The sequence below is a fragment of the Mycobacterium sp. IS-3022 genome (assembly GCF_001500065.1).
Taxonomy (GTDB): domain Bacteria; phylum Actinomycetota; class Actinomycetes; order Mycobacteriales; family Mycobacteriaceae; genus Mycobacterium.
The window spans coordinates 637216-659791 of the sequence record NZ_LQIN01000001.1; the positions used below are offsets into that span (position 1 = coordinate 637216).

General features: G+C 66.6%; 2 protein-coding genes (1 of these 2 cut by a window edge). Both read left to right on the top strand.

What is annotated here, in order from left to right; genetic code table 11:
• Positions 1-12219, top strand: partial view of a non-ribosomal peptide synthase/polyketide synthase gene (locus tag AU188_RS03075; protein WP_286137271.1) — the final stretch only. The gene continues 15180 nt to the left of window position 1, outside the view; only the last 12219 of its 27399 coding nucleotides appear in the window; its start codon lies beyond the left edge, outside the window; it ends in the stop codon at positions 12217-12219.
• A gap of 35 nt (positions 12220-12254) precedes the next feature.
• Entirely contained in the window at positions 12255-22529 is a 10275-nt protein-coding gene (locus AU188_RS03080; protein WP_502687579.1) for an amino acid adenylation domain-containing protein, read from the top strand.
• Positions 22530-22576 lie beyond the last annotated feature (47 nt).

A 22576-nucleotide genomic window follows, 5' to 3' on the forward strand; every position in this document is an offset into this window, starting at 1 on the left:
CGGCTCTCGTCGGTGGACGTGCTCGATGTCGAGGAGCATGCCCGGCTGGATGAGGTTGGCAACCGGGCGGTATTGACCGCACCGGCACCCGCCCCCATGTCGATTCCCGCGCTTTTTGCCGAGCAGGTGGCGCGCGTCCCGGAGGCAGTGGCGATCAGCGCCGAGGGTCGCTCGGTGACGTATCGGGAGCTCGATGAGGCATCGAATCGGTTGGCGCACTTGCTGATCGGTCATGGGGTGGGCCCCGGTGAGCGGGTGGCGGTGTTGTTGCCGCGCTCGGGCCAGGCGGTCGCGACGATCCTCGGCGTGCTCAAAACAGGAGCGGCCTATGTGCCGCTCGATCCGGCGCACCCCGATGCGCGGATCGCGTTCGTGGTCGGTGATGCCGCCCCGATGGCCGCGGTCACCACTGCAAAGCTGCGGTCGCGATTGGACGGCCATGAGCTGGTGGTCATCGACATCGATGACCCGGCCCTGGACGCTCAACCCCGCGTCGGCTTGCCGGCGCCGTCCCCGGATGAAGTTGCGTATTTGATCTACACCTCGGGTACCACCGGGACCCCGAAGGGGGTGGCGGTGGCGCACCGCAACGTGACTCGGCTGCTGGAGGTGTTGGAGGCCGAGGTCCCCGCGGCGGGGGTGTGGTCGCAGTGTCACTCGCTGGCGTTCGACTTCTCGGTGTGGGAGATGTTCGGCGCGCTGCTGGGTGGTGGGCGGCTGGTGGTGGTGCCCGATGCGGTGGTGCGCTCGCCCGAGGAGCTGCACGCCGTGTCGGTGAACGAGCAGGTGGGTGTGTTGAGCCAGACCCCATCGGCGTTCTATGCGTTGCAGGCCGCCGATGCGCTGGCACCCCAACAGGGCGATCAGCTCAAGCTCGAGACGGTGGTGTTCGGCGGGGAGGCGCTGGAACCGCAGCGTCTTCGGTCGTGGCTGGGTCATCATCGGGGGTTGCCGCGGCTGGTCAACATGTACGGCATCACCGAGACGACGGTGCATGCCTCGGTGCGCGAGATCGTCGACGCCGACGTCGATCACACGGTCAGCCCGATCGGCGTGCCGCTGGCCCATCTCGGCTTCTTCGTGCTGGACCACTGGTTGCGGCCGGTGCCCGCCGGGGTGGTGGGCGAGCTGTATGTGGCCGGCGCCGGTCTGGCGTATGGGTATGTCGGCCGGGCTCCGCTCACGTCGACGCGCTTTGTGGCCTGCCCGTTCGCCGGTGCCGGGGCCCGGATGTATCGCACCGGGGATCTGGTGTCGTGGGGTACCGATGGGCAGCTGCGGTATCTGGGACGCGCCGATGAGCAGGTCAAGATCCGTGGGTATCGCATCGAACTCGGAGAGGTGCAGGCCGCGCTGGCCGGATGCGACGGCGTCCAGCAGGCGGTGGTGATCGCGCGCGAGGACCGCCCCGGCGACAAGCGCCTGGTGGGCTACGTAACTGGGACCGCCGACCCGGCCACCGTGCGGGCAAAGGTGGGTCAGCGGTTGCCGAGCTACATGGTCCCGACCGCGGTTGTGGTACTCGACGCGCTGCCGTTGACGGTCAACGGCAAGCTCGACACCCGCGCCCTGCCGGCACCCGAGTACACCGACACCGACAGTCGATATCGCGCTCCGGCCAACCCCACCGAGGAGATCCTGGCCGGCATCTACGCCCAGGTCCTCGGACTCGAGCAAGTCGGCGTCGACGACTCATTCTTCGAGTTGGGCGGGGATTCACTGTCGGTGATGCGCCTGGTCGCTGCCGTCAACACCGGCCTGGATGCACACCTATCGGTGCGTGCGGTATTTGAGGCGCCGACGGTTGCCGAGTTGGCGCCGCGCCTCGGTGGTGAGGCGGACCGGCTGGAGCCGTTGGTGGCCGTTGAGCGGCCCGCGGTGGTTCCGTTGTCATTCGCCCAGAACCGGTTGTGGGTCATCGACCAGTTGGAAGGGCCCTCCCCGGTCTACAACATGGCGACTGCGTTGCGGCTGTGCGGGCGGCTTGATGCCGAGGCGTTGGGCCAAGCGCTCGGAGATGTGGTGGAGCGCCACGAAAGTCTGCGCACCCTGTTCCCGGCGGTCGGCGGAATCCCGCAACAGCTGGTTACGCCCGCCGAGCGGGCTGACTTCGGTTGGCAGATCATCGATGCCACCGGATGGACGGCAGTCGAGCTAGACGAGGCCATCGACAGCGCGGCGCGTCACGCGTTCGACCTTGCGAACCAAATCCCGTTGCGGGCACGGCTTTTCCGCATCTCTGACGAGGAACACGTGCTGGTGGCCGTGGTACACCACATCGCTGCGGACGGCTGGTCGATCACCCCGCTGGTGGCCGACCTCGGGGTGGCCTATGCCAGCAGGTGCGTGGGGCGGCCTCCCGAGTGGGCGCCGTTGCCGGTGCAGTATGTGGATTACACGCTGTGGCAGCGTGCGCAGCTGGGCGAGCTCGACGACAGCAACAGTCCCATCGCTGCGCAGCTGACCTACTGGGAGCAGGCTTTGACGGGGCTGCCCGAACGCCTGGAGCTGCCGACCGATCGGCCCTATCCGGCAGTTGCCGATTCCCGAGGCGCCCGAGTAGCGGTGGACTGGCCGGCCGAGCTGCAGCAGCGGGTCGCTCGGATGGCTCGTGAAAACAACGCGACCAGCTTCATGGTGGTCCAGGCCGCCTTGGCCGCGCTGCTGTCACAGATCAGCGCCAGCAGCGATGTGGCGGTGGGGTTCCCGATCGCCGGGCGTCGCGACACGGCGCTTGACGGCCTCGTGGGGTTCTTCGTCAACGCCTTGGTGTTGCGGGTCGACCTCGCCGGGGACCCCAGTGCTACCGAGTTGCTGGCTCAAGTGCGAGGGCGGAGCCTGGCTGCCTACGAGCACCAAGACGTGCCCTTCGAGGTGCTGGTGGAGCGGCTGAACCCGACCCGAAGCCTGAGTCATCATCCGCTGATCCAGGTGGTGTTGTCCTGGCAGAACAACGAGCCCGCCGCGGATCTGGGTCTGGGTGATCTGCAAGTCACGCAGCTGCCGGTGGACACCCAAACTGCCCGCATGGATCTGACGTTCTTCCTCGGTGAAAGCTGGACCCGGGCCGGTGAGCCGGCTGGGATTCGAGGGGAGGTGGAGTTCCGCACCGACGTGTTCGACGCGGGAACCATCGAGGCGTTGGTTGCCCGGTTCGAGCGGGTGTTGGTGGCGATGACCGACGACCCGACCTGGCGGCTGTCGTCGGTGGATCTGCTCGATGAGGCCGAGCATGCGCGGCTGGACGAGTTCGGCAATCGGAAGGTGTTGGCCCAACAGGCGACCCAGGGGTCAATTCCCGCATTGTTCGCTGAGCACGTAGCCCGCGCTTCGGAGGCGCCGGCACTGACCTTCGACGGCCGCTCAATGACGTACCGGGAACTGGACGAGGCGGCTAACCGGTTGGCGCACCTGCTGGTTGACCGAGGCGCCGGCCCGGGGCAGTGTGTGGCGCTGCTCTTGCCGCGCTCGGCCAAGGCGATCGTGGCGGTCCTGGCGGTGCTCAAGACCGGCGCGGCCTATCTTCCGATCGACCCCGCCCATCCCGACGCGCGGATCGGTTTCATGGTCGGCGATGCCGCGCCGATTGCCGCAGTCACCACCGCCGACCTGCGGACGCGGCTTGACGGCCACGAACTGACGGTCATCGACGTCGACGATCCATCGATAGACGCCCAGCCGAGCACCGCGCTGCCGATGCCCGCGCCCGAGGACATCGCCTACCTCATCTACACCTCGGGCACTACCGGTGCGCCCAAGGGAGTGGCGGTCGCTCACCGCAACGTGACCCAGTTGCTGGAGTCCCTGCATGCGCCGCTGCCACCGGCGGGGGTGTGGTCGCAGTGGCACTCGTTGGCCTTCGACGCTTCGGTTCAGGAGATCTTCGGCGCCCTGCTGGGCGGTGGCCGGCTGGTGGTGGTGCCCGAAGACGTGGCCCGCTCGCCAGAAGATCTGCGCGCCTTGCTGATCGCCGAACAGGTCACCGTGTTGAGCCAGACCGCTTCTGCGGTGGGGACACTGTCGCCCGAGGGGCTGGATTCGGTGGCGTTGGTCGTGGGCGCTGAGCCGTGTCCCGCCGAGGTGGTGGATCGGTGGGCGCCCCGGCGGGTGATGGTCAACGTCTACGGCCCGACCGAAACCACGGTGGATGTGGCGATCAGCGCACCGCTGACCGCAGGTTCAGGCGTGGTGCCGATCGGCTCGCCTGTCTCGGGAGCGGCCTTCTTTGTGCTGAACCGTTGGTTGCGGCCGGTACCGGTCGGTGTGGTCGGCGAGTTGTACGTCGCGGGCCGTGGCCTGACGTATGGATATCTGGGTCGGGCGCCGTTGACGGCGTCGAGGTTCGTGGCGTGTCCGTTCGGCGGCGCGGAGGCACTCGGAACACGTATGTACCGCACCGGGGATCTGGTGTGCTGGCGACCCGATGGGCAACTGACCTATCTGGGCCGTGCCGATGAGCAGGTCAAGATCCGCGGGTACCGCATCGAACTCGGCGAAGTGCGCGCGGCCCTGGCCGGCTGCGATGGGGTCGAGCAGGCGGTCGTGATCGCCCGCGAGGACCGCCCCGGTGACAGGCGACTGGTGGGCTATGTCACCGAGTCGGCGACCGGAATCGTCGACCCGGCTGAGCTACGCGCTGTCCTGGCCGAACGGCTGCCGGCATATATGGTCCCGGTCGCGGTGGTGGTATTGGAAACGTTGCCGATGACGGTCAACGGCAAACTCGACAAGCGCGCACTACCGGCACCGGAATATCAGGATGCTGATCGGTACCGCGCCCCGGCCAACGCGGTCGAGGAGATCCTGGCCGGCATCTACGCGCAGGTGCTGGGCCTGGAACGGGTCGGCGTCGACGAGTCCTTCTTCGAGCTCGGCGGCGACAGCATCTTGTCGTTGCAGGTGGCGGCGCGGGCCCGGGCAGCCGGTCTGAGGTGCCAGCCGCCCGACATTTTCGTCGAGCAGACCGTGGCCCGTCTTGCCCTGGTGGTCGGCGTGGCTGACGACGAGGCCGCCCCCGCCGACGACGGAATCGGGTCGGTGGTGGCGACCCCGATCATGCGCTGGCTGGAAACCGTCGACGGCCCGGTTGATCAGTACAACCAAACGCTGGTGGTACAGGCCCCGGCCGGGGTCAGCGAGGCCGACGTGGTGGCGGTCCTGCAGGCCTTGGTGGATCGGCATGCGATGTTGCGGCTACGCGTCGACGACGGCGCCGGGTCGTGGTCGTTGACGGTGCCCGAAGCGGGTTCGGTCGATGCGCGCGATCGCCTGCTGACGGTCGACGTGTTGTCCGATGAGGCGGTGGTGGACGCGCGGTCGCGGCTGAACCCGTTCGCCGGGGTGATGCTCAGCGCGTTGTGGGCTGGTTCGACCGGCCAGCTGGCGTTGATGATCCACCATCTGGCCGTCGACGGGGTGTCCTGGCGAATCCTGTTGGAAGACTTGAACATCGCGTGGGCACAGCATCACAGCGGTGAGCCGATAGCCCTGCCGGCCGGCGGCACGTCGTTTGCCCGCTGGGCGTCGTTCCTGGACGAGTATTCACGCCGCCCGGAGGTGGTCGACCAGGCCGACACGTGGCGCCAGGTGGCGTCGTCCCCGGAAGTGTTGCCCGCGGTGCAGCCCGAGGTGGATACCTTCGCCACGGCCGGGCAGTTGTCGATGCAGCTGGACGTGGAGACCACCCGCTTGCTCTTGGGCGAGGTCCCGGCGGCGTTTCACGCCGGGGTGCAAGACATCCTGTTGATCGCGTTCGGGTTGGCGTGGTCGCAGTTCTTGGGCACCGGCGCCACACCGATCGGCATCAATGTCGAGGGCCACGGCCGCCACGAGGAACTGTCCGCCGATATCGATCTGACGCGCACCGTGGGCTGGTTCACCACCGTCTACCCGGTCTCGTTGACGATCGACCCGCCGGACTGGGCCCAGGTGGTCGCCGGCGAGGCCGCGCTGGGGTCGTTGATCAAGGACGCCAAAGAGCAGCTTCGCGCCATGCCCGACTCGCTGACCTACGGCCTGCTGCGCTATCTGAACAGCGACGTCGAGCTGGGCGACTCCGACCCGAGGATCGGGTTCAACTATCTGGGGCGGCTCGGTGCGGCAGCGGCCGAGCTGTCGGAGGAGTTGTGGCGGCTCAGCGAGGAGGGTTTGTCGTTTACGGGCGCGGCCGCGGCGATACCGATGCCGCTGAACCACACCGTGGAGCTCAACGCGGCCACCGCCGACACCGACGCCGGCCCGCAGCTGCACGCCAACTGGACGTGGGCGGAATCGGCAGTCGACCAGGCGCAGATCGACCGGTTGAGCCGGTTGTGGTTTGAGGCGCTCGAAGGGATCTGCGCGCATGTGCGCGCCGGTGGAGGCGGGTTGACGCCGTCGGATCTCGCGCCGGCGCGGCTGACCCAGCAACAGATCGACGAACTGTGCCGGCAATACCGCATCGCTGACGTGTTGCCGTTGACCCCGCTCCAGCAGGGGCTGCTGTATCACGCCGGCAGCGCACAGGACGACGGCGAGGATGTGTACGCGGTCCAGCTGGAGATCACGCTCAGCGGTGCCCTCGATGCGCATCGGCTACGCGATGCCGTTCACACGGTGGTCAAGCGGCATCCGAATCTTGTGGCCCGCTTCTGCGCAGACTTCGACGAGCCGGTGCAGGTCATCCCGGCTGACCCCGTGATGGTGTGGCGGTATGTCGAGCTGGACGCCGACGGCGTCGATGTCGACGAGCAAGTCAAGCAGCTCTGCGCCGACGAACGCGCCGAGGTCGCCGATCTGGTGGATCAGCCGCCGTTCCGGGCGGCGTTGATCCGCACCTCGCAGGATCGCCATCGGTTCGTTCTGACCAACCACCACATCGTGATGGACGGCTGGTCGCTGCCGATCCTGCTGCAGGAAATAGTTGCCGGCTATTACGGGCAGCGGCTGCCGGCGGCCGCGTCCTATCGCAGCTTCGTTGCCTGGCTCGCCGATCAGGATCGCGCTGCCGCCCACGCGGCATGGCGAGACTTGTTTGCCGGTTTCGACACCCCGACACTTGTGGGCCCGCCGGGCTGGTTGGGTCTGGGGCGGCGAGGCGCTGTTCTGCATCGGGTTTCTGAGCAGACCACCCGCGCCATAGGTGAGGTGGCCCGTTCGCACCAAACCACCGTCAACACCGTGCTGCAGGCCGCGTGGGCGCAAATTCTGATGTCGCTGACCGGCCAGCGTGACGTGTCCTTCGGCATCGCAGTGTCGGGACGGCCGGCCGAGCTGGCCGGCGCGGAATCGATGGTGGGGTTGTTGATCAACACCGTGCCGGTTCGGGGGCACATCACGACGGCAACCACCACGGCCGACCTGCTCAACCAGCTGCAACACGCTTACAACCAGACGCTCGAGCACCAGCATCTGGCGCTGACCGAGATCCACCGCGTCACCGGTCACGACCAACTGTTCGACACCCTTTTCGTATACGAGAACTACCCGGTCGATACCGCCGCGTTGTCAAGCGTCCACGAGTTGTCGATCAGCGACATGACGGCGCGCGAATACAACCACTACCCCCTCACGGTGGCTGCCGCGCCAGGCGATGAACTGGCCATCCGCCTCGAATTCGATGCCGATCTGTTCGACCTGGCCAGTGTTGAGGCGCTGGTTGAGCGGCTGGAGCGGATGTTGGTGGCGATGACGGCCGACCCGACCCGGCGGCTCTCGTCGGTGGATCTGCTCGATGAGGCCGAGCATGCCCGGCTGGATGCGGTCGGTAATCGGGCGGTGTTGACCCGGGCCGCCAGCAGGTCGGTGTCGATTCCCGCGTTGTTCGCCGAGCAGGTGGCCCGCGCCCCGGAGGCGGTGGCGGTCACCTTCGAGGGCCGCTCGATGATGTACCGGGAGCTCGATGAGGCCGCCAACCGGTTGGCGCATCAGCTGGCAGAGCTCGGTGCGGGCCCGGGACATCGGGTGGCGCTGCTGCTGCCGCGCTCGGCCGAGGCCATCGTGGCGATGCTGGCGGTGCTCAAGACGGGGGCGGCTTATCTGCCGCTGGATCCGGCGCATCCCGATGCGCGGATCGGGTTCGTGGTCGGCGACGCCGCCCCGACGGTAGCGGTCACCACGGCGGAGCTACGTGCGCGGTTGAACGGCCACGAGCTGGTCGTCATCGAGATCGACGACGCGGCGATCGACAACCGGCCCAGCACCGCACTGCCGGCGCCCGACCCGGACAACGTCGCCTACCTCATCTACACCTCGGGCACCACCGGAACCCCGAAGGGGGTGGCGGTCGCGCACCGCAACGTGACCACGCTGTTGGAGTCATTGGAGGCCGAGGTCCCCGCGGCGGGGGTGTGGTCGCAGTGTCACTCGTTGGCGTTCGACTTCTCGGTATGGGAGATCTTCGGCGCGCTGCTGGGTGGTGGACGCGTGGTGGTGGTGCCCGATGCGGTGGTCCGCTCACCGGAAGAGCTCCACTCCCTATTGGTTGCCGAGCAGGTCAGCGTCTTGAGCCAGACCCCCTCGGCGTTTTATGCACTGCAAACCGCCGATGCGCTGGCACCCGAGCGCGGTGATCAGCTCAAGCTGGAAACGGTGGTGTTCGGCGGTGAAGCGCTCGAGCCGCAGCGGCTGGAGCCGTGGCTACGTAATCATTCGGGGTTGCCGCGGCTGGTCAATATGTACGGCATCACCGAGACCACGGTGCATGCCTCGGTGCGGGGCATCGTCGACAGCGATGTCGAGAGCGCGGTCAGCCCGATCGGGGTGCCGCTGGCCCATCTCGGCTTCTTCGTGCTGGACCACTGGTTACGGCCGGTGCCCGCCGGAGTGGTGGGTGAGTTGTATGTGGCCGGCGCCGGCCTGGCGTATGGGTATGTCGGCCGGTCGGGGTTGACGTCGTCGCGGTTTGTGGCGTGCCCATTCGCCGGTGCCGAGGCATCTGGAATGCGTATGTACCGCACCGGGGATCTGGTGTCGTGGGGTGCTGATGGGCAGCTGCGATATGTGGGCCGCGCTGACGAGCAGGTCAAGATTCGTGGGTATCGCATCGAGCTCGGCGAGGTCCAGGCAGCGCTGGCCGGCTGTGATGGGGTCCAGCACGCGGTGGTGATCGCGCGCGAGGACCGCCCCGGCGACAAGCGCCTGGTCGGCTATGTGATCGGGACCGCCGACCCGGCCACCCTGCGGGCGAAGGTGGGCGAGCGGTTGCCGGCGCATATGGTCCCCGCGGCGGTGGTGGTACTCGATGTTCTCCCGTTGACGGTCAACGGCAAGCTCGACACCAGAGCCCTGCCGGCACCCGAATACACCGATGGTGATCGGTATCGTGCCCCGGCCACCGCTATCGAGGAGATCCTGGCCGGCATCTACGCCCAGGTGCTGGGGCTGGATCGGGTTGGCGTCGACGAGTCGTTCTTCGAGTTGGGCGGGGACAGCATCTTGTCGATGCAAGTGGTGGCCCGTGCCCGGGCCGCCGGGGTGGTGTGTCGTCCGCGCGACATTTTCGTCGAACAGACGGTGGCGCGGCTGGCGCGCGTGGCCCGGGTCACCGACGGTGAGGCCGGCCCGGTCGACGATGGCGTCGGCCCGGTGGTGGCGACGCCGATCATGCGCTGGCTGGAAAGTGTCGAGGGCCCCGTTGAGCAGTTCAATCAAACGGTGGTGGTGCAGGCACCGCTTGGGGCCGGCGAGGCCGACGTGGTTGTTCTGTTGCAGGCCTTGCTGGATCGGCATGCCATGTTGCGGTGTCGCGTCGACAACGCCGACGAGGGTTGGTCATTGCAGGTACCTGAGGCCGGCTCGGTCGACGCGCGCGATTGCCTGCACACGGTCGATGTGCTCTCCGATGAGGCGCTGATAGCGGCGCGGTCGCGGCTCAACCCGGCCGCCGGGGAGATGCTCAGCGCGCTGTGGGTGACTTCCACGAATCAGTTGGCGTTGATCGTGCACCACCTCGCGGTGGATGGGGTGTCCTGGCGAATCCTGTTCGAGGACTTGAACATTGCGTGGGCTCAGCATCACAGCGGGCAGCCGATCGCCCTGCCGGCGCCTGGGACGTCGTTCGCCCGGTGGTCTGCGCTGCTTGCCGAGCACGCACGCGCGCCGGAGGTGGTGGAACTCGCCGATGCGTGGCGGCGGGTGGCGGCGGCCCCGACCGCGCTGCCGGCAATACAGCCAGCCGTAGACACGTTTGCCACGGCCGGGCAGTTGTCCGTGCAGCTGGACGTCGAGAACACTCGGATGCTGCTCGGTGAGGTGCCCGCGGCGTTTCATGCCGGGGTGCAAGACATCTTGTTGATCGCGTTCGGGCTGGCATGCGCGCAGTTTGTGGGCACCAACGGCGTGCCGATCGGCATCGATGTGGAGGGCCACGGGCGGGCCGAGGAACTGGCCGCCGATGTCGACCTTTCGCGCACCGTCGGATGGTTCACCACCGTTTACCCAGTGGCACTGAGGTTTGACGGGCTGGATTGGGCGAAGGTGGTGACCGGTGACGTTCCGTTGGGGGCGCTGGTCAAGGATGCCAAAGAGCAGTTGCGGTCGGTCCCGGACGGCTTGAGTTACGGGTTGCTGCGCCATTTGAACCCCGATGTTGAGCTGTCCGAACAGGATCCGGTGATCGGGTTCAACTATCTAGGGCGGTTGGGCGCGGCGGCGGCTGAGCTCTCCGATGAGGTGTGGCAGCTCAGCCAGGACGGCATGGCGGTCACTGGAATCACCGCGGCCTTGCCGATTCCGTTGGCTCACACCTTGGAGCTCAACGCCGCCACCGCCGACACCGACGCCGGCCCACGCCTGCAGGCCGACTGGAGGTGGGCGCAATCGGCGCTTGACCACGCGCAGGTAGATCGGTTGAGCCGGTTGTGGTTTGACGCGTTGACCGGCATCTGCGCGCACGTGCGCGCCGGTGGGGGCGGGTTGACGCCGTCGGATATCGCGCCGGCGCGGCTGAGCCAGCGTCAGATCGACGAACTGTGCCAGCAGTACCAAGTCGCCGACATTCTGCCGCTGACCCACCTGCAGCAGGGCCTGCTGTTCCACGCGAGCACACCCCAGGGTGGCGACGATCTGTACGCGGTGCAGCTGGATATCACCATCAGCGGTGCCCTTGACGCGGATCGGCTGCGTGACGCCGTGCAGACGGTGCTCAACCGACATCCCAACCTCGCCGCCCAATTCTGTGCAGAGTTCGACGAGCCGGTGCAGATCATCCCGGCCGACCCAGTGCTGCCGTGGCGGTTTGTCGACCTGGGCACCGAAGATATCGATCTCGAGGATCAGGTTCAGCGGCTATGTGCGGCCGAACGCGCCGCGGTCTGCGATTTCGACGATCCGTCGACGTTCCGGGCCGCACTGGTCCGCACCGCAGAGGACCGGCACCGCTTTGTGCTGACGAACCACCACATGGTGATGGATGGCTGGTCTACGTCGATCCTGATGCGGGAGATCATCGCCAGCTACTTCGGACAGCGGCTGCCCGCACCCTCGTCGTATCGCGGCTTTGTGCGCTGGCTGGCCGAGCGCGACCTGGACGCCGCCCGCACGGCCTGGCGTAAGGTGTTCGCCGGGTTCGACACCCCGACACTGGTGGGTCCGGTAGGGCGGATCGGACTGGGGCCGCGGGGCGTTGCCTGGTTCCATGTCCCCGAGGAAATCACCCGGGCTGTCAACGAGCTGGCGCGCTCACACCACACCACCGTCAGTACCGTGCTGCAGGCCGCCTGGGTACAGCTGCTGATGTACATGACCGGCCAGCAGGATGTCGCCTTCGGCACCGCCGTCTCATGGCGGCCCGCCGAGGTGGCCGGCGCGGACTCAATGGTGGGCCTGTTGATCAATACCGTCCCGGTGCGCGCGACCATCTCGCCGGCAACCACCATCGCCGACCTGCTCGACCAGCTCCAACGCGGCTATAACGACACCCTGGAGCACCAGCACCTAGCGCTCAGCGAGATTCACCGCGTCGCCGGCCACGACCAACTGTTCGACACCCTTTTCATGTACGAGAACTACCCGATCGACACCGCCGCAACGGGAGACGACCAGGAATTGGCCATCACAGACATCACCGCACGCGAATTGAATCATTATCCGCTTTCGGTGCAGATTGCCCCGAGTGACGAGCTGCGTGTTCGTGTCGAGTTCGATACCGAGGTATTCGAGGCGGCCACCATCGAGCGGTTGATGCAGCGGTTGAACCGGGTGTTGGTGGCGATGACGGCCGATGTGGGGCAGGAGTCATGACCGCCGATGCGACGCGGCGGCTGTTGTCGTTTGATTTGCTCGATGAGGATGAACACGCCGAGCTGGATGGGTGGGGCAATCGGGCAGTCTTGACCCGTGCTGCGCCGACGGAGTCCATCCCGGCGTTGTTCGCTGCGCAGGTGGCGCGCACGCCGGAGGCGGTGGCGCTGAGCTGCGGGCAACGGTCGTGGACCTATCGCGAACTCGATGAGGCGTCGAACCGGTTAGCGCATCTGTTGGCAGAGTCTGGTGCGGGCCCGGGTGCGTGCGTGGCGTTGTCGTTGCCGCGGTCGGGTGAGGCGATCGTGTCGATCCTGGCGGTGCTCAAGTGCGGGGCGGCCTATGTGCCGATCGATCCGGCATTGCCGGTGGCGCGGATCGGGTTCATGGTGGCCGATGCCGCGGCGATCGCGGCCATCACGACCGCTGGGTTGGCCGATCGGCTGGACGGGCAGGATTTGACGGTCATCGATGTCGGGGACCCGCGTATCGAGGCCTTTCCGTGCACCGCCATGGCGGGGGCGGCAGCACCGGAGGATATCGCCTACCTCATTTACACCTCGGGTACGACGGGTGTGCCGAAGGGTGTGGCGGTCGCGCACCGCAACGTGACCCAGTTGGTGGAGTCGCTGCCCGCCGATCTCGCACCGGGGCAGGTGTGGTCGCAGTGGCATTCGTTGTCGTTCGACGTGTCGGTGTGGGAGATCTTCGGGGCGTTGTTGCATGGCGGGCGCCTGGTGGTGGTGCCCGAAGAGGTGGCCGCCTCACCGGATGAGTTGCACGCCCTGCTGGTTGCTGAACAGGTTGGTGTGTTGTGTCAGACGCCGTCGGCGGCCGGGATGCTCTCACCGCAGGGCTTGGAGTCGACGACGTTGATGGTGGCCGGTGAGGCCTGCCCAGTCGAGCTGGTGGACCGCTGGGCGGCGCCGGGACGGGTGATGATCAACGCCTACGGTCCGACCGAGGCCACCGTGTATGCGGCGATGAGTGCGCCGCTTGTCGCCGGGTCGGGAGTGGCGCCGATCGGCAGGCCGGTGTCGGGAGCGGCGGTGTTCGTTCTCGATGCGGGGTTGCGCCGGGTCTCGGCGGGTGTGGTCGGGGAGTTGTATGTGGCCGGTGGTGGGGTGGCGTGCGGGTATGTGCGCCGGTCCGGGTTGACCGCGTCGCGCTTTGTGGCGTGCCCGTTCGGTGCGCCAGGAGAACGGATGTATCGCACCGGGGATCTGGTGCGTTGGAGCATGGATGGCCAGCTGCAGTATCTGGGGCGCGCCGATGAACAGGTCAAGATCCGCGGGTATCGCATCGAGCTCGGTGAGGTCCAGGCCGCGCTCGCGGCGCTGGATGGGGTGCAGCAGGCGGTCGTGATCGCCCGCGAGGACCGCCCCGGTGACAAACGGTTGGTGGGCTATGTCACCGGCACGGCCGATTCAGCCACGACGCGTGCGGAGCTGGCTGAGCGGTTACCGGCCTATATGGTTCCGGCGGCGGTGGTGGTGTTGGATGCGCTGCCGTTGACGGTTAGCGGCAAGCTCGACAAACGCGCGTTGCCCGCACCGGAGTATCAGGATGTCGATCGGTATCGCGCCCCGACCACGCCCACTGAGGAAATGGTGGCGGGTATCTACGCTCAGGTGCTCGGACTGGAGCGCGTGGGGGTTGACGACTCGTTCTTCGATTTGGGTGGGGATTCGCTGTTGGCGATGCGGGTAGCCGCCGCGGTCAACGCGGGACTGGATGCTCACCTTCCAGTGGGCGCCCTGTTCGAGACGCCCACCGTGGCCGAGTTGGCGCCGCGTATCGCTGGCGACGCGGGTGGACTGGAGCCGTTGGTGGCTGTCGCGCGGCCGGCGCTGGTGCCGCTGTCGTTTGCCCAGCACCGGTTGTGGTTCATCGACCAGCTGCAGGGGCCCTCACCGATCTACAACTTGGCGGTGGCGTTGCGTCTCGATGGCCGGCTGGATGCCGAGGCGTTGGGCCACGCGTTGGGCGATGTGGTGGGCCGCCATGAGACCCTGCGCACGCTGTTCCCGGCAGTCGACGGGATGCCCCAGCAGTTGGTGATACCCGCCGAGCGGGCCGACTTAGGTTGGCAGGTGGTTGATGCCGTCGGTTGGTCGGCGGGCCGGCTCGAGGAGGCCGTCGGAGCGGTCGTGCGCGAGCCGTTTGAGTTGGCCACCGAGATCCCGTTACGGGCACGGCTTTTCCGCATCGCCGATGAGGAGCACGTGTTGGTGGCGGTGGTGCATCATATCGCCGCCGACGGCTGGTCGATCACGCCGCTGGTGCGAGACCTCGGGATGGCCTATACCGCCCGGCGGGCGGGTCAGGCCCCGGGATGGTCGGTGCTGCCGGTGCAGTATGTCGATTACACGTTGTGGCAGCGCGCGCAGTTGGGTGATCTCGAGGATCCCGATAGCCGTATCGCCGCGCAGCTGACCTTTTGGCGGCAGGTGCTGTCCGGGGCGCCGGAGCGGCTGGCGCTGCCCACCGATCGGCCCTATCCGCCGGTGGCTGATTACCGCGGTGCCAAGGTGGCGGTGGACTGGCCGGCCGAGTTGCAGCAGCAGGTGGCTCGGGTGGCTCGCGAGCACAATGCCAGCAGTTTCATGGTGGTGCAGGCCGCTCTCGCGGTGCTGCTGGCCAAGCTCAGCGCCAGCACGGATGTGGCTGTCGGGTTCCCGATCGCCGGGCGGCGCGACCCCGCGCTGGATGAGTTGGTCGGGTTCTTCGTCAACACGTTGGTCTTGCGCGTCGATGTGGCCGGGGATCCCACCGTTGCCGAACTGCTCGCCGACGTGCGGGCGCGCAGCCTGGCCGCCTACGAGCACCAGGATGTGCCGTTCGAGGTGCTGGTGGAACGGCTCAACCCGACCCGCAGCATGACCCACCATCCGCTGGTGCAGGTGGTGTTGGCCTGGCAGAACTTCGCGGGGCAGGACACCACGTCCGCCGAGCTGGCGTTGGGTGATCTTCGGGTCACGCCGCTACCGGCCGACACCCGCACCGCCCGCATGGATCTGACGTTTTCTTTGGGCGAGCGCTGGAGCCAGGCCGGTGAGCCCGCCGGGATCGGCGGGGAGGTGGAGTTCCGCAGCGACGTGTTCGACGCGGCCAGCATCGAGGCGCTGATCGAGCGGCTGGCGCGGGTGTTGGCGGCCATGACCGCCGATCCGACACGGCGGCTCTCATCGGTGGACGTGCTGGACGCGGTCGAGCATGCCCGGTTGGACGAGATCGGTAATCGGGCGGGGTTGACCCAGCGCGCGCCGGCGTCGGTGTCGATTCCGGCGCTGTTCGCCGAGCAGGTAGCGCGCGTTCCGGAGGCGGTGGCGATCACCTTTGAGGGCCACTCGGTGACGTATCGGGAGCTCGACGAGGCGTCGAACCGGCTGGCGCATCTGTTGGCTGGTCATGGGGCGCGCCCGGGTGCGCGGGTGGCGTTGTTGTTGCCGCGCTCGGCCGAGGCGGTCGCGGCGATCTTCGCGGTGCTGAAAACGGGGGCGGCGTATGTGCCGCTCGACCCGGCGCATCCCGATGCGCGGATCGGCTTCGTGGTGACCGATGCGGCGCCGATAGCGGTGATCACCACCGCCGAGTTGCGTTCGCGACTCGACAGTCACGATCTGGTGGTCATCGATGCCGACGATCCCGCGGTGGACAACTACCCCGCCACACCATTGCCGGCGCCGGCACCCGAGGACATCGCTTACCTGATCTACACGTCGGGGACGACCGGGACCCCGAAGGGAGTAGCGGTAGCCCACCGCAACGTGACCACGCTGTTGGAGTCGTTGGACGCCGAGCTGGAGCTGTCGCCGGGGCAGGTGTGGTCGCAGTGTCATTCGCTGGCGTTTGACTTTTCGGTATGGGAGGCCTTCGGTGCCCTGCTGCACGGCGGACGGCTGCTGGTGGTGCCCGATGCGGTAGTACGTTCCCCGGAAGACCTGCATGCGCTGCTGGTTGCTGAGCAGGTCAACGTGTTGAGCCAGACCCCGTCGGCGTTTTATGCGCTACGAACCGCTGATTCGCTCGCGCCGGAAGTGGGAGACCAGCTCAAGCTGGAAACGGTGGTGTTCGGCGGGGAAGCGCTAGAACCCCAGCGGCTGCGGGGGTGGCTGCGGAACCATCCGGGTTTACCGCGCTTGATCAATATGTATGGCATCACCGAGACCACGGTGCATGCCTCGGTGCGCGAAATATTCGAGGCCGACATCGACAGCCCGGTCAGCCCGATCGGGGTGCCGTTGGCTTATCTCGGGTTTTTCGTGCTGGATGGCTGGTTGCGGCCGGTGCCCGCCGGCGTGGTGGGCGAGCTGTATGTGGCCGGCGCCGGGCTGGCATACGGGTACGTGGGTCGGTCCGGGTTGACGTCGTCGCGATTTGTGGCGTGTCCGTTCTTAGGCGCGGAAGCGCCAGGACAACGGATGTATCGCACCGGGGATCTGGTGTCGTGGGGGGCTGATGGGCAGCTGGTCTATCTGGGCCGTGCCGATGAGCAGGTCAAGATCCGCGGGTATCGCATCGAACTCGGTGAGGTCCAAGCCGCACTGGCCGGATGCGATGGGGTCGATCAGGCGGTGGTGATTGCCCGGGAGGATCGCCCCGGCGACAAGCGGCTGGTGGGCTATGTGACCGGCGCCCTCGACCCGGTCGCCGTGCGGGCGAAGCTGGCTGAGCGGTTGCCGGTCTACATGGTGCCGACGGCTGTGGTGGTGCTCGATGCGGTGCCGTTGACGGTGAACGGCAAGATCGACACCCGGGCCTTGCCGGCACCTGAATACGCCGATGTTGACCGTTACCGTGCCCCGGCCAGCGCGGTGGAGGAGGTCCTGGCCGGCATCTATGCCCAAGTCCTCGGACTCGAGCGGGTTGGGGTGGACGACTCGTTTTTCGAACTCGGTGGCGACAGCATCCTGTCGATGCAAGTCGTGGCGCGGGCGCGGGCGGCCGGTGTGCTGTGTCGACCACGCGACATCTTCGTGGAGCAGACGGTGGCGAGGTTGGCCCGGGTGGCCGAGATCACCGACGGTGCGGCCGGTCCGGTCGATGAGGGCGTCGGGCCGGTGGTGGCGACCCCGATCATGCGCTGGCTGCAGGCGATCGATGGCCCGGTCGACGAGTTCAACCAGACGGTGGTGGTGCAGGCCCCGGCCGCAGTGGCCGAGGCCGACGTGGTCGTGTTGTTGCAGGGGTTGCTGGATCGGCATGCCATGTTGCGGTGCCGCGTCGACGACGACGGCGACGGGGGCTGGTCGCTGTGGGTGCCCGAAGCCGGGGCGGTGAACGCCCGCGATTGCCTGTACACCGTCGACGTGTTGTCCGATGAGGCGGTGGCGGGCGCGCGGTCGCGGTTGAACCCGGGCGCCGGCGTAATGCTCAGCGCGCTGTGGGTGCCTGATCCCGGCCAGCTGGTGTTGATCATTCACCATCTCGCGGTGGATGGGGTGTCGTGGCGAATCTTGTTGGAAGACTTGAACATTGCGTGGGCCCAACACCACAATGGGCAGCCGATAGCTCTGCCGGGGACCGGGACGTCGTTTGCCCGGTGGGCGACACTGCTGGCTGAGCACGCGCACGCCGCGGAAGTCGTTGCTCAGGCGGAGGTGTGGCGGCAGGTGGCGACGGCTCCGACGCTGCTGCCGACTCTGCAACCAGAGGTGGATACGTTGGCCACGGCCGGCCAGATGTCGGTGTCCCTGGATGTCGCAACGACGCGGATGCTTCTGGGCGAGGTTCCCGCTGCGTTTCATGCCGGGGTGCACGACATTTTGTTGATCGCGTTCGCCTTGGCGTTCACGGAGTTTTTGGGTGCCGACGGCGCGCCGATCGGCATCGACGTGGAGGGACACGGGCGCGAGGAACTGGCCGCCGATGTGGACCTGTCGCGCACCGTGGGATGGTTCACGGCCAAATACCCGGTGGCATTGGCGGTCGACGGGCTGGACTGGGCGCAGGTCATCGCCGGCGACGCCGCGTTGGGTGCGGTGCTCAAGGACGCCAAGGAACAGCTTCGCGCCGTCCCCGACGGCTGGACCTACGGTCTGCTGCGCTATCTGAATCCCGATGTCGAGTTGGCCGACTCTGACCCGGTCATCGGGTTCAACTATCTGGGGCGCCTCGGCGCAGCGGCGGTTGAGGTGTCCGATGATTTGTGGCGGCTCAGCCAGCAGGGGATGGCGGCCACCGGTGCGGCCGCGGCGACATCCATGCCATTGGCGCATACCGTGGAGCTCAACGCCGCCACCGCCGACACCGAGGACGGCCCACGCCTGCAGGCCAACTGGGCGTGGGCGCAATCGGCGCTTGACCACGCACAGATGGACCGGTTGAGCCGGTTGTGGTTTGACGCGCTGACCGGTATCTGCGCGCATGTGCGTGCCGGTGGGGGCGGGTTGACGCCGTCGGACATCGCGCCGGCGCGGCTAAGCCAACAACAGATCGACGAGCTGTGCGAGCAGTACCAGGTCGCCGATATTCTGCCGCTGACACCCCTGCAGCAGGGCCTGCTGTTTCACGCCAGCACCGCGGCGGGCGGCGACGATGTGTATGCGGTGCAATGGGGCTTCACCATCACCGGCGCCCTCGACGTGGAACGAGTGCGCGCAGCGGTGCACACGGTTGTCAACCGGCATCCCAACCTGGTGGCCCGATTCTCCGCGCAATTCGACGAAGCGGTGCAGGTCATCCTTGCTGATCCCGTTCCGGGGTGGCGCTATCTCGACTTGGAGTCCCAAGACGTCGACGTCAACGATCACCTTCAGCGGATATCCGCCGATGAACGCGCCGCGGTGTGCGAGTTGGCCCACCAGCCGGCGTTTCGGGCGGTGTTGATCCGCACCGCGCCCGACGAGCACCGGCTGGTGCTGACCAATCATCACATCGTGCTCGATGGCTGGTCGACACCGATCCTGCTACAGGAAATCTTCGCCGGGTATTACCGGCAGCGGCTGCCCGCACCCGCGTCGTATCGCAGCTTTGTCGCCTGGCTGGCCGAGCGAGACCTCGATGCCGCTCGGGTGGCCTGGAGCGGGGTGTTTGCCGGTTTTGACACGCCGACGTTGGTGGGTCCGGCGGTCCGGACGGGGCGCGGCCGGCGAGGCGGCGCATCGTTTACGGTCTCTGAGCACACGACACGCGCGCTCACCGAGCTGGCGCGGTCGCAGCACACCACCGTCAACGTCGTGCTTCAGGGAGCGTGGGCACAGCTGCTGATGTCGCTGACCGGCCAAAAGGATGTCGCCTTCGGCACCGCGGTCTCGGGGCGGCCGGCTGAGGTGGTCGACGCGGAATCGATGGTGGGCCTGTTGATCAACACCGTGCCGGTGCGGGCGCGCATAACCACCGAGACCACTACCACAGACCTACTCGACCAGCTGCAAAGCGGCCACAACCAAACACTGGAACACCAGCACCTGTCGCTTGCCGAGATCCACCGCATCACCAGACACGACCAGCTGTTCGACACCGTTTTCGTCTTCGAGAACTATCCGATCGACGCCGGGGCCTTGTCAGCGGAGCATGACCTGGCCATCAGCGACATCAGCATCCATGAATCCACCCACTATCCCCTGACGCTGCAAGCGGGGCCAGGGCCTGAGCTGGGACTTCGCGTCGAATACGACACCGAGGTGTTCCATGGGCCTGGCATTGAGGCGCTGATTGGCCGGCTGCAGCGGGTGTTGGTGGCCATGACCGCCGATCCCGCCAAACCGTTGTCGTCGCTGGATCTGGTCGACGAGGGTGAGCACGCTCGGCTCGATGAGTGGGGTAACCGGGCGGCATTGACCACGCCCGCGCCGACAGTATCGATTCCAGCATTGTTTGCTTCTCAGGTGGAGCGCGCGCCGCAGGCAGTTGCGCTGAGCTGCGGGGAGCGTTCGTGGACTTATCGTGAGCTCGATGAGGCGTCCAACCGGTTGGCGCACCTGCTGGTCGGCCACGGCGCGGGTCCCGGTGAGTGTGTGGCGCTGTTGTTGCCGCGGTCGGGTGAGGCGATCGTGTCGATCCTGGCGGTGTTGAAGAGCGGAGCGGCGTATCTCCCGATTGATCCGGTGTTGCCGGTGGCGCGGATCGGGTTCATGTTGGCCGATACCGCGGCGATCGCCGCCATCACCACCACGGAGCTGGCCGATCGCCTGGATGGGCAAGACTTGGCGGTCATCGATATCGACGACCCAGCGGTGGACAACCAACCCAGTACCGCCTTGCCAGGGCCGGCACCGGAAGATGTCGCTTACCTCATCTACACCTCGGGTACCACCGGCGTTCCCAAAGGCGTGGCGATAACACACCGCAACGCCACCCAGCTATTGGAAGCACTACCCGCATATCTGCCGGTGACGGGGGCGTGGACGCAGTGTCATTCCTACGGGTTTGACGTGTCGGTTTGGGAAATCTGGGGTGCGCTGTCGCACGGTGGTCGAGTGGTGGCGGTGCCCGACTCAGTGACACGCTCGCCGGAAGACTTTCAAGCCTTGCTGGTCGCTGAACAGGTCAGCGTTCTCACCCAGACCCCTTCGGCGGCAAAGATGTTGTCACCGCAGGGTTTGGACACGACCGCGTTGGTGGTGGCCGGTGAGGCCTGCCCGACCGAGCTGGTGGATCGCTGGGCGCCGGGACGGGTGATGATCAACGCCTGCGGGCCCACCGAGACCACGATGGGTGTGAGCCTGAGTCGGCCTCTGACGGCGGGGTCGGGCGTGGTGCCGATCGGCGCTCCGGTGCCAGGGGCCGCGTTGTTCGTCCTGGATGCGGGTTTGCGCCGGGTGCCCGCCGGTGTGGTCGGTGAATTGTATGTGGCCGGACATGGTGTGGGCGTGGGGTATTGGCGACGTCCCGAGCTGACCGCGTCACGGTTTGTCGCGTGTCCATTCGCAGACGCGGGGGCGCCAGGACAACGGATGTATCGCACCGGGGATCTGGTTCGCTGGGGCGCCGATGGGCAGCTGGAATATATGGGCCGCGCGGATGAGCAAGTCAGAATCCGCGGCTACCGCATCGAACTCGATGAGATTCAGGCCGTGTTGGCCGATTGCGATGGGGTGGCCCAGGCGGCGGTGATAACCCGCGAGGACCGCCCCGGCAACAAGCGCCTGGTGGGCTATATCACCGGGACCGCCGACCCGGCCGCGATACGTGCCGCGCTGGCTGAGCGGTTGCCGGCGTTCATGGTGCCGACGGCGGTGGTGGTGATCGAGGAGATGCCGTTGACGCCCAACGGCAAACTCGACAAGCGCGCCTTGCCGGCGCCGGAATACCAGGACACCGACGGTTACCAGGCGCCGGCGACAAAGCTGGAAGCAGTCCTGGCCGATATCTTTGCCCAGGTGCTCGGTTTGGAGCAGGTTGGGGTCAATGACTCGTTTTTCGAGTTGGGTGGGGATTCGCTTTCGGCGATGCGCGTGGTTGCCGCGGTCAACAAATTCTTGGATGGCCACGTCGCGGTGCGCACGCTGTTACTCGCGCCGTCGGTGAGAAGCCTCAGCCAGCTGTTGGGCAGAGATGGCAGCGGTGTGGAACTGCCCCCTGTTGACGTTCTCAAGGAGGGTACGGGCGTTCCGCTGTGCTGTATTCACGAAGGTAACGGGCAAAGCTATGCATATCGGGGGCTGGGTAGCTTTTTGGATTGCCCCATCATCGGAATCAACCAAATCCCGCAGAACGGCGAAGCTGAGCCGGGATCCATTCGCGACATGGCGAAAATCTATGCGGATCGACTCCAAGCCGTTTATCCCGACGGACCCTACAACCTTCTCGGCTGGTCTTTCGGCGGTCCCGTAGCCCACGAGCTCGCCATTGAGCTTCACCGGCGCGGATGTGAAGTCCAACGCGTCATCCTGTTGGACCCGGTGCTCAGCGTCAACCGTACAAGGAGAAACGACGCTGTAGACGACGAGAATCCAGGCGAGGGCCGCCTCCTCGACCTTTTCTTACGGTCCAGTCACATCGATATTCCAGAGCAGTCGGAGCCTCTTACCTACCGGCAGGCCGAGGAGCTGATTCTCCAACAAGGAGAAGTGGTGGAGTTCGTGCTTCCGCCCAGGCAGATCTTTGAGTTCGCTGTGCGAAACCACAATGCGAACGAGTTGTTTCTCCGCGACCACGTGCCCGATGTGTTTGAGGGCGATGTGATCGTATTCTCCGCTAAGCAAGATCCAAATGACGACGACTTATGCGAACCAGAAAATTGGCGACCCTACGTTGCTGGCGACATTACCGTGCACCCAGTTGACTGCGAACACGATGAGATGATGACCCCCGCATCGCTCGCGAAGTACGGCCCACAGCTCAAGGCCTCATTAGAGGCTTAGGGCGGTCGAGCGGAAGAAATTCTCGGGCAAGGTAATTGGACTTGGGA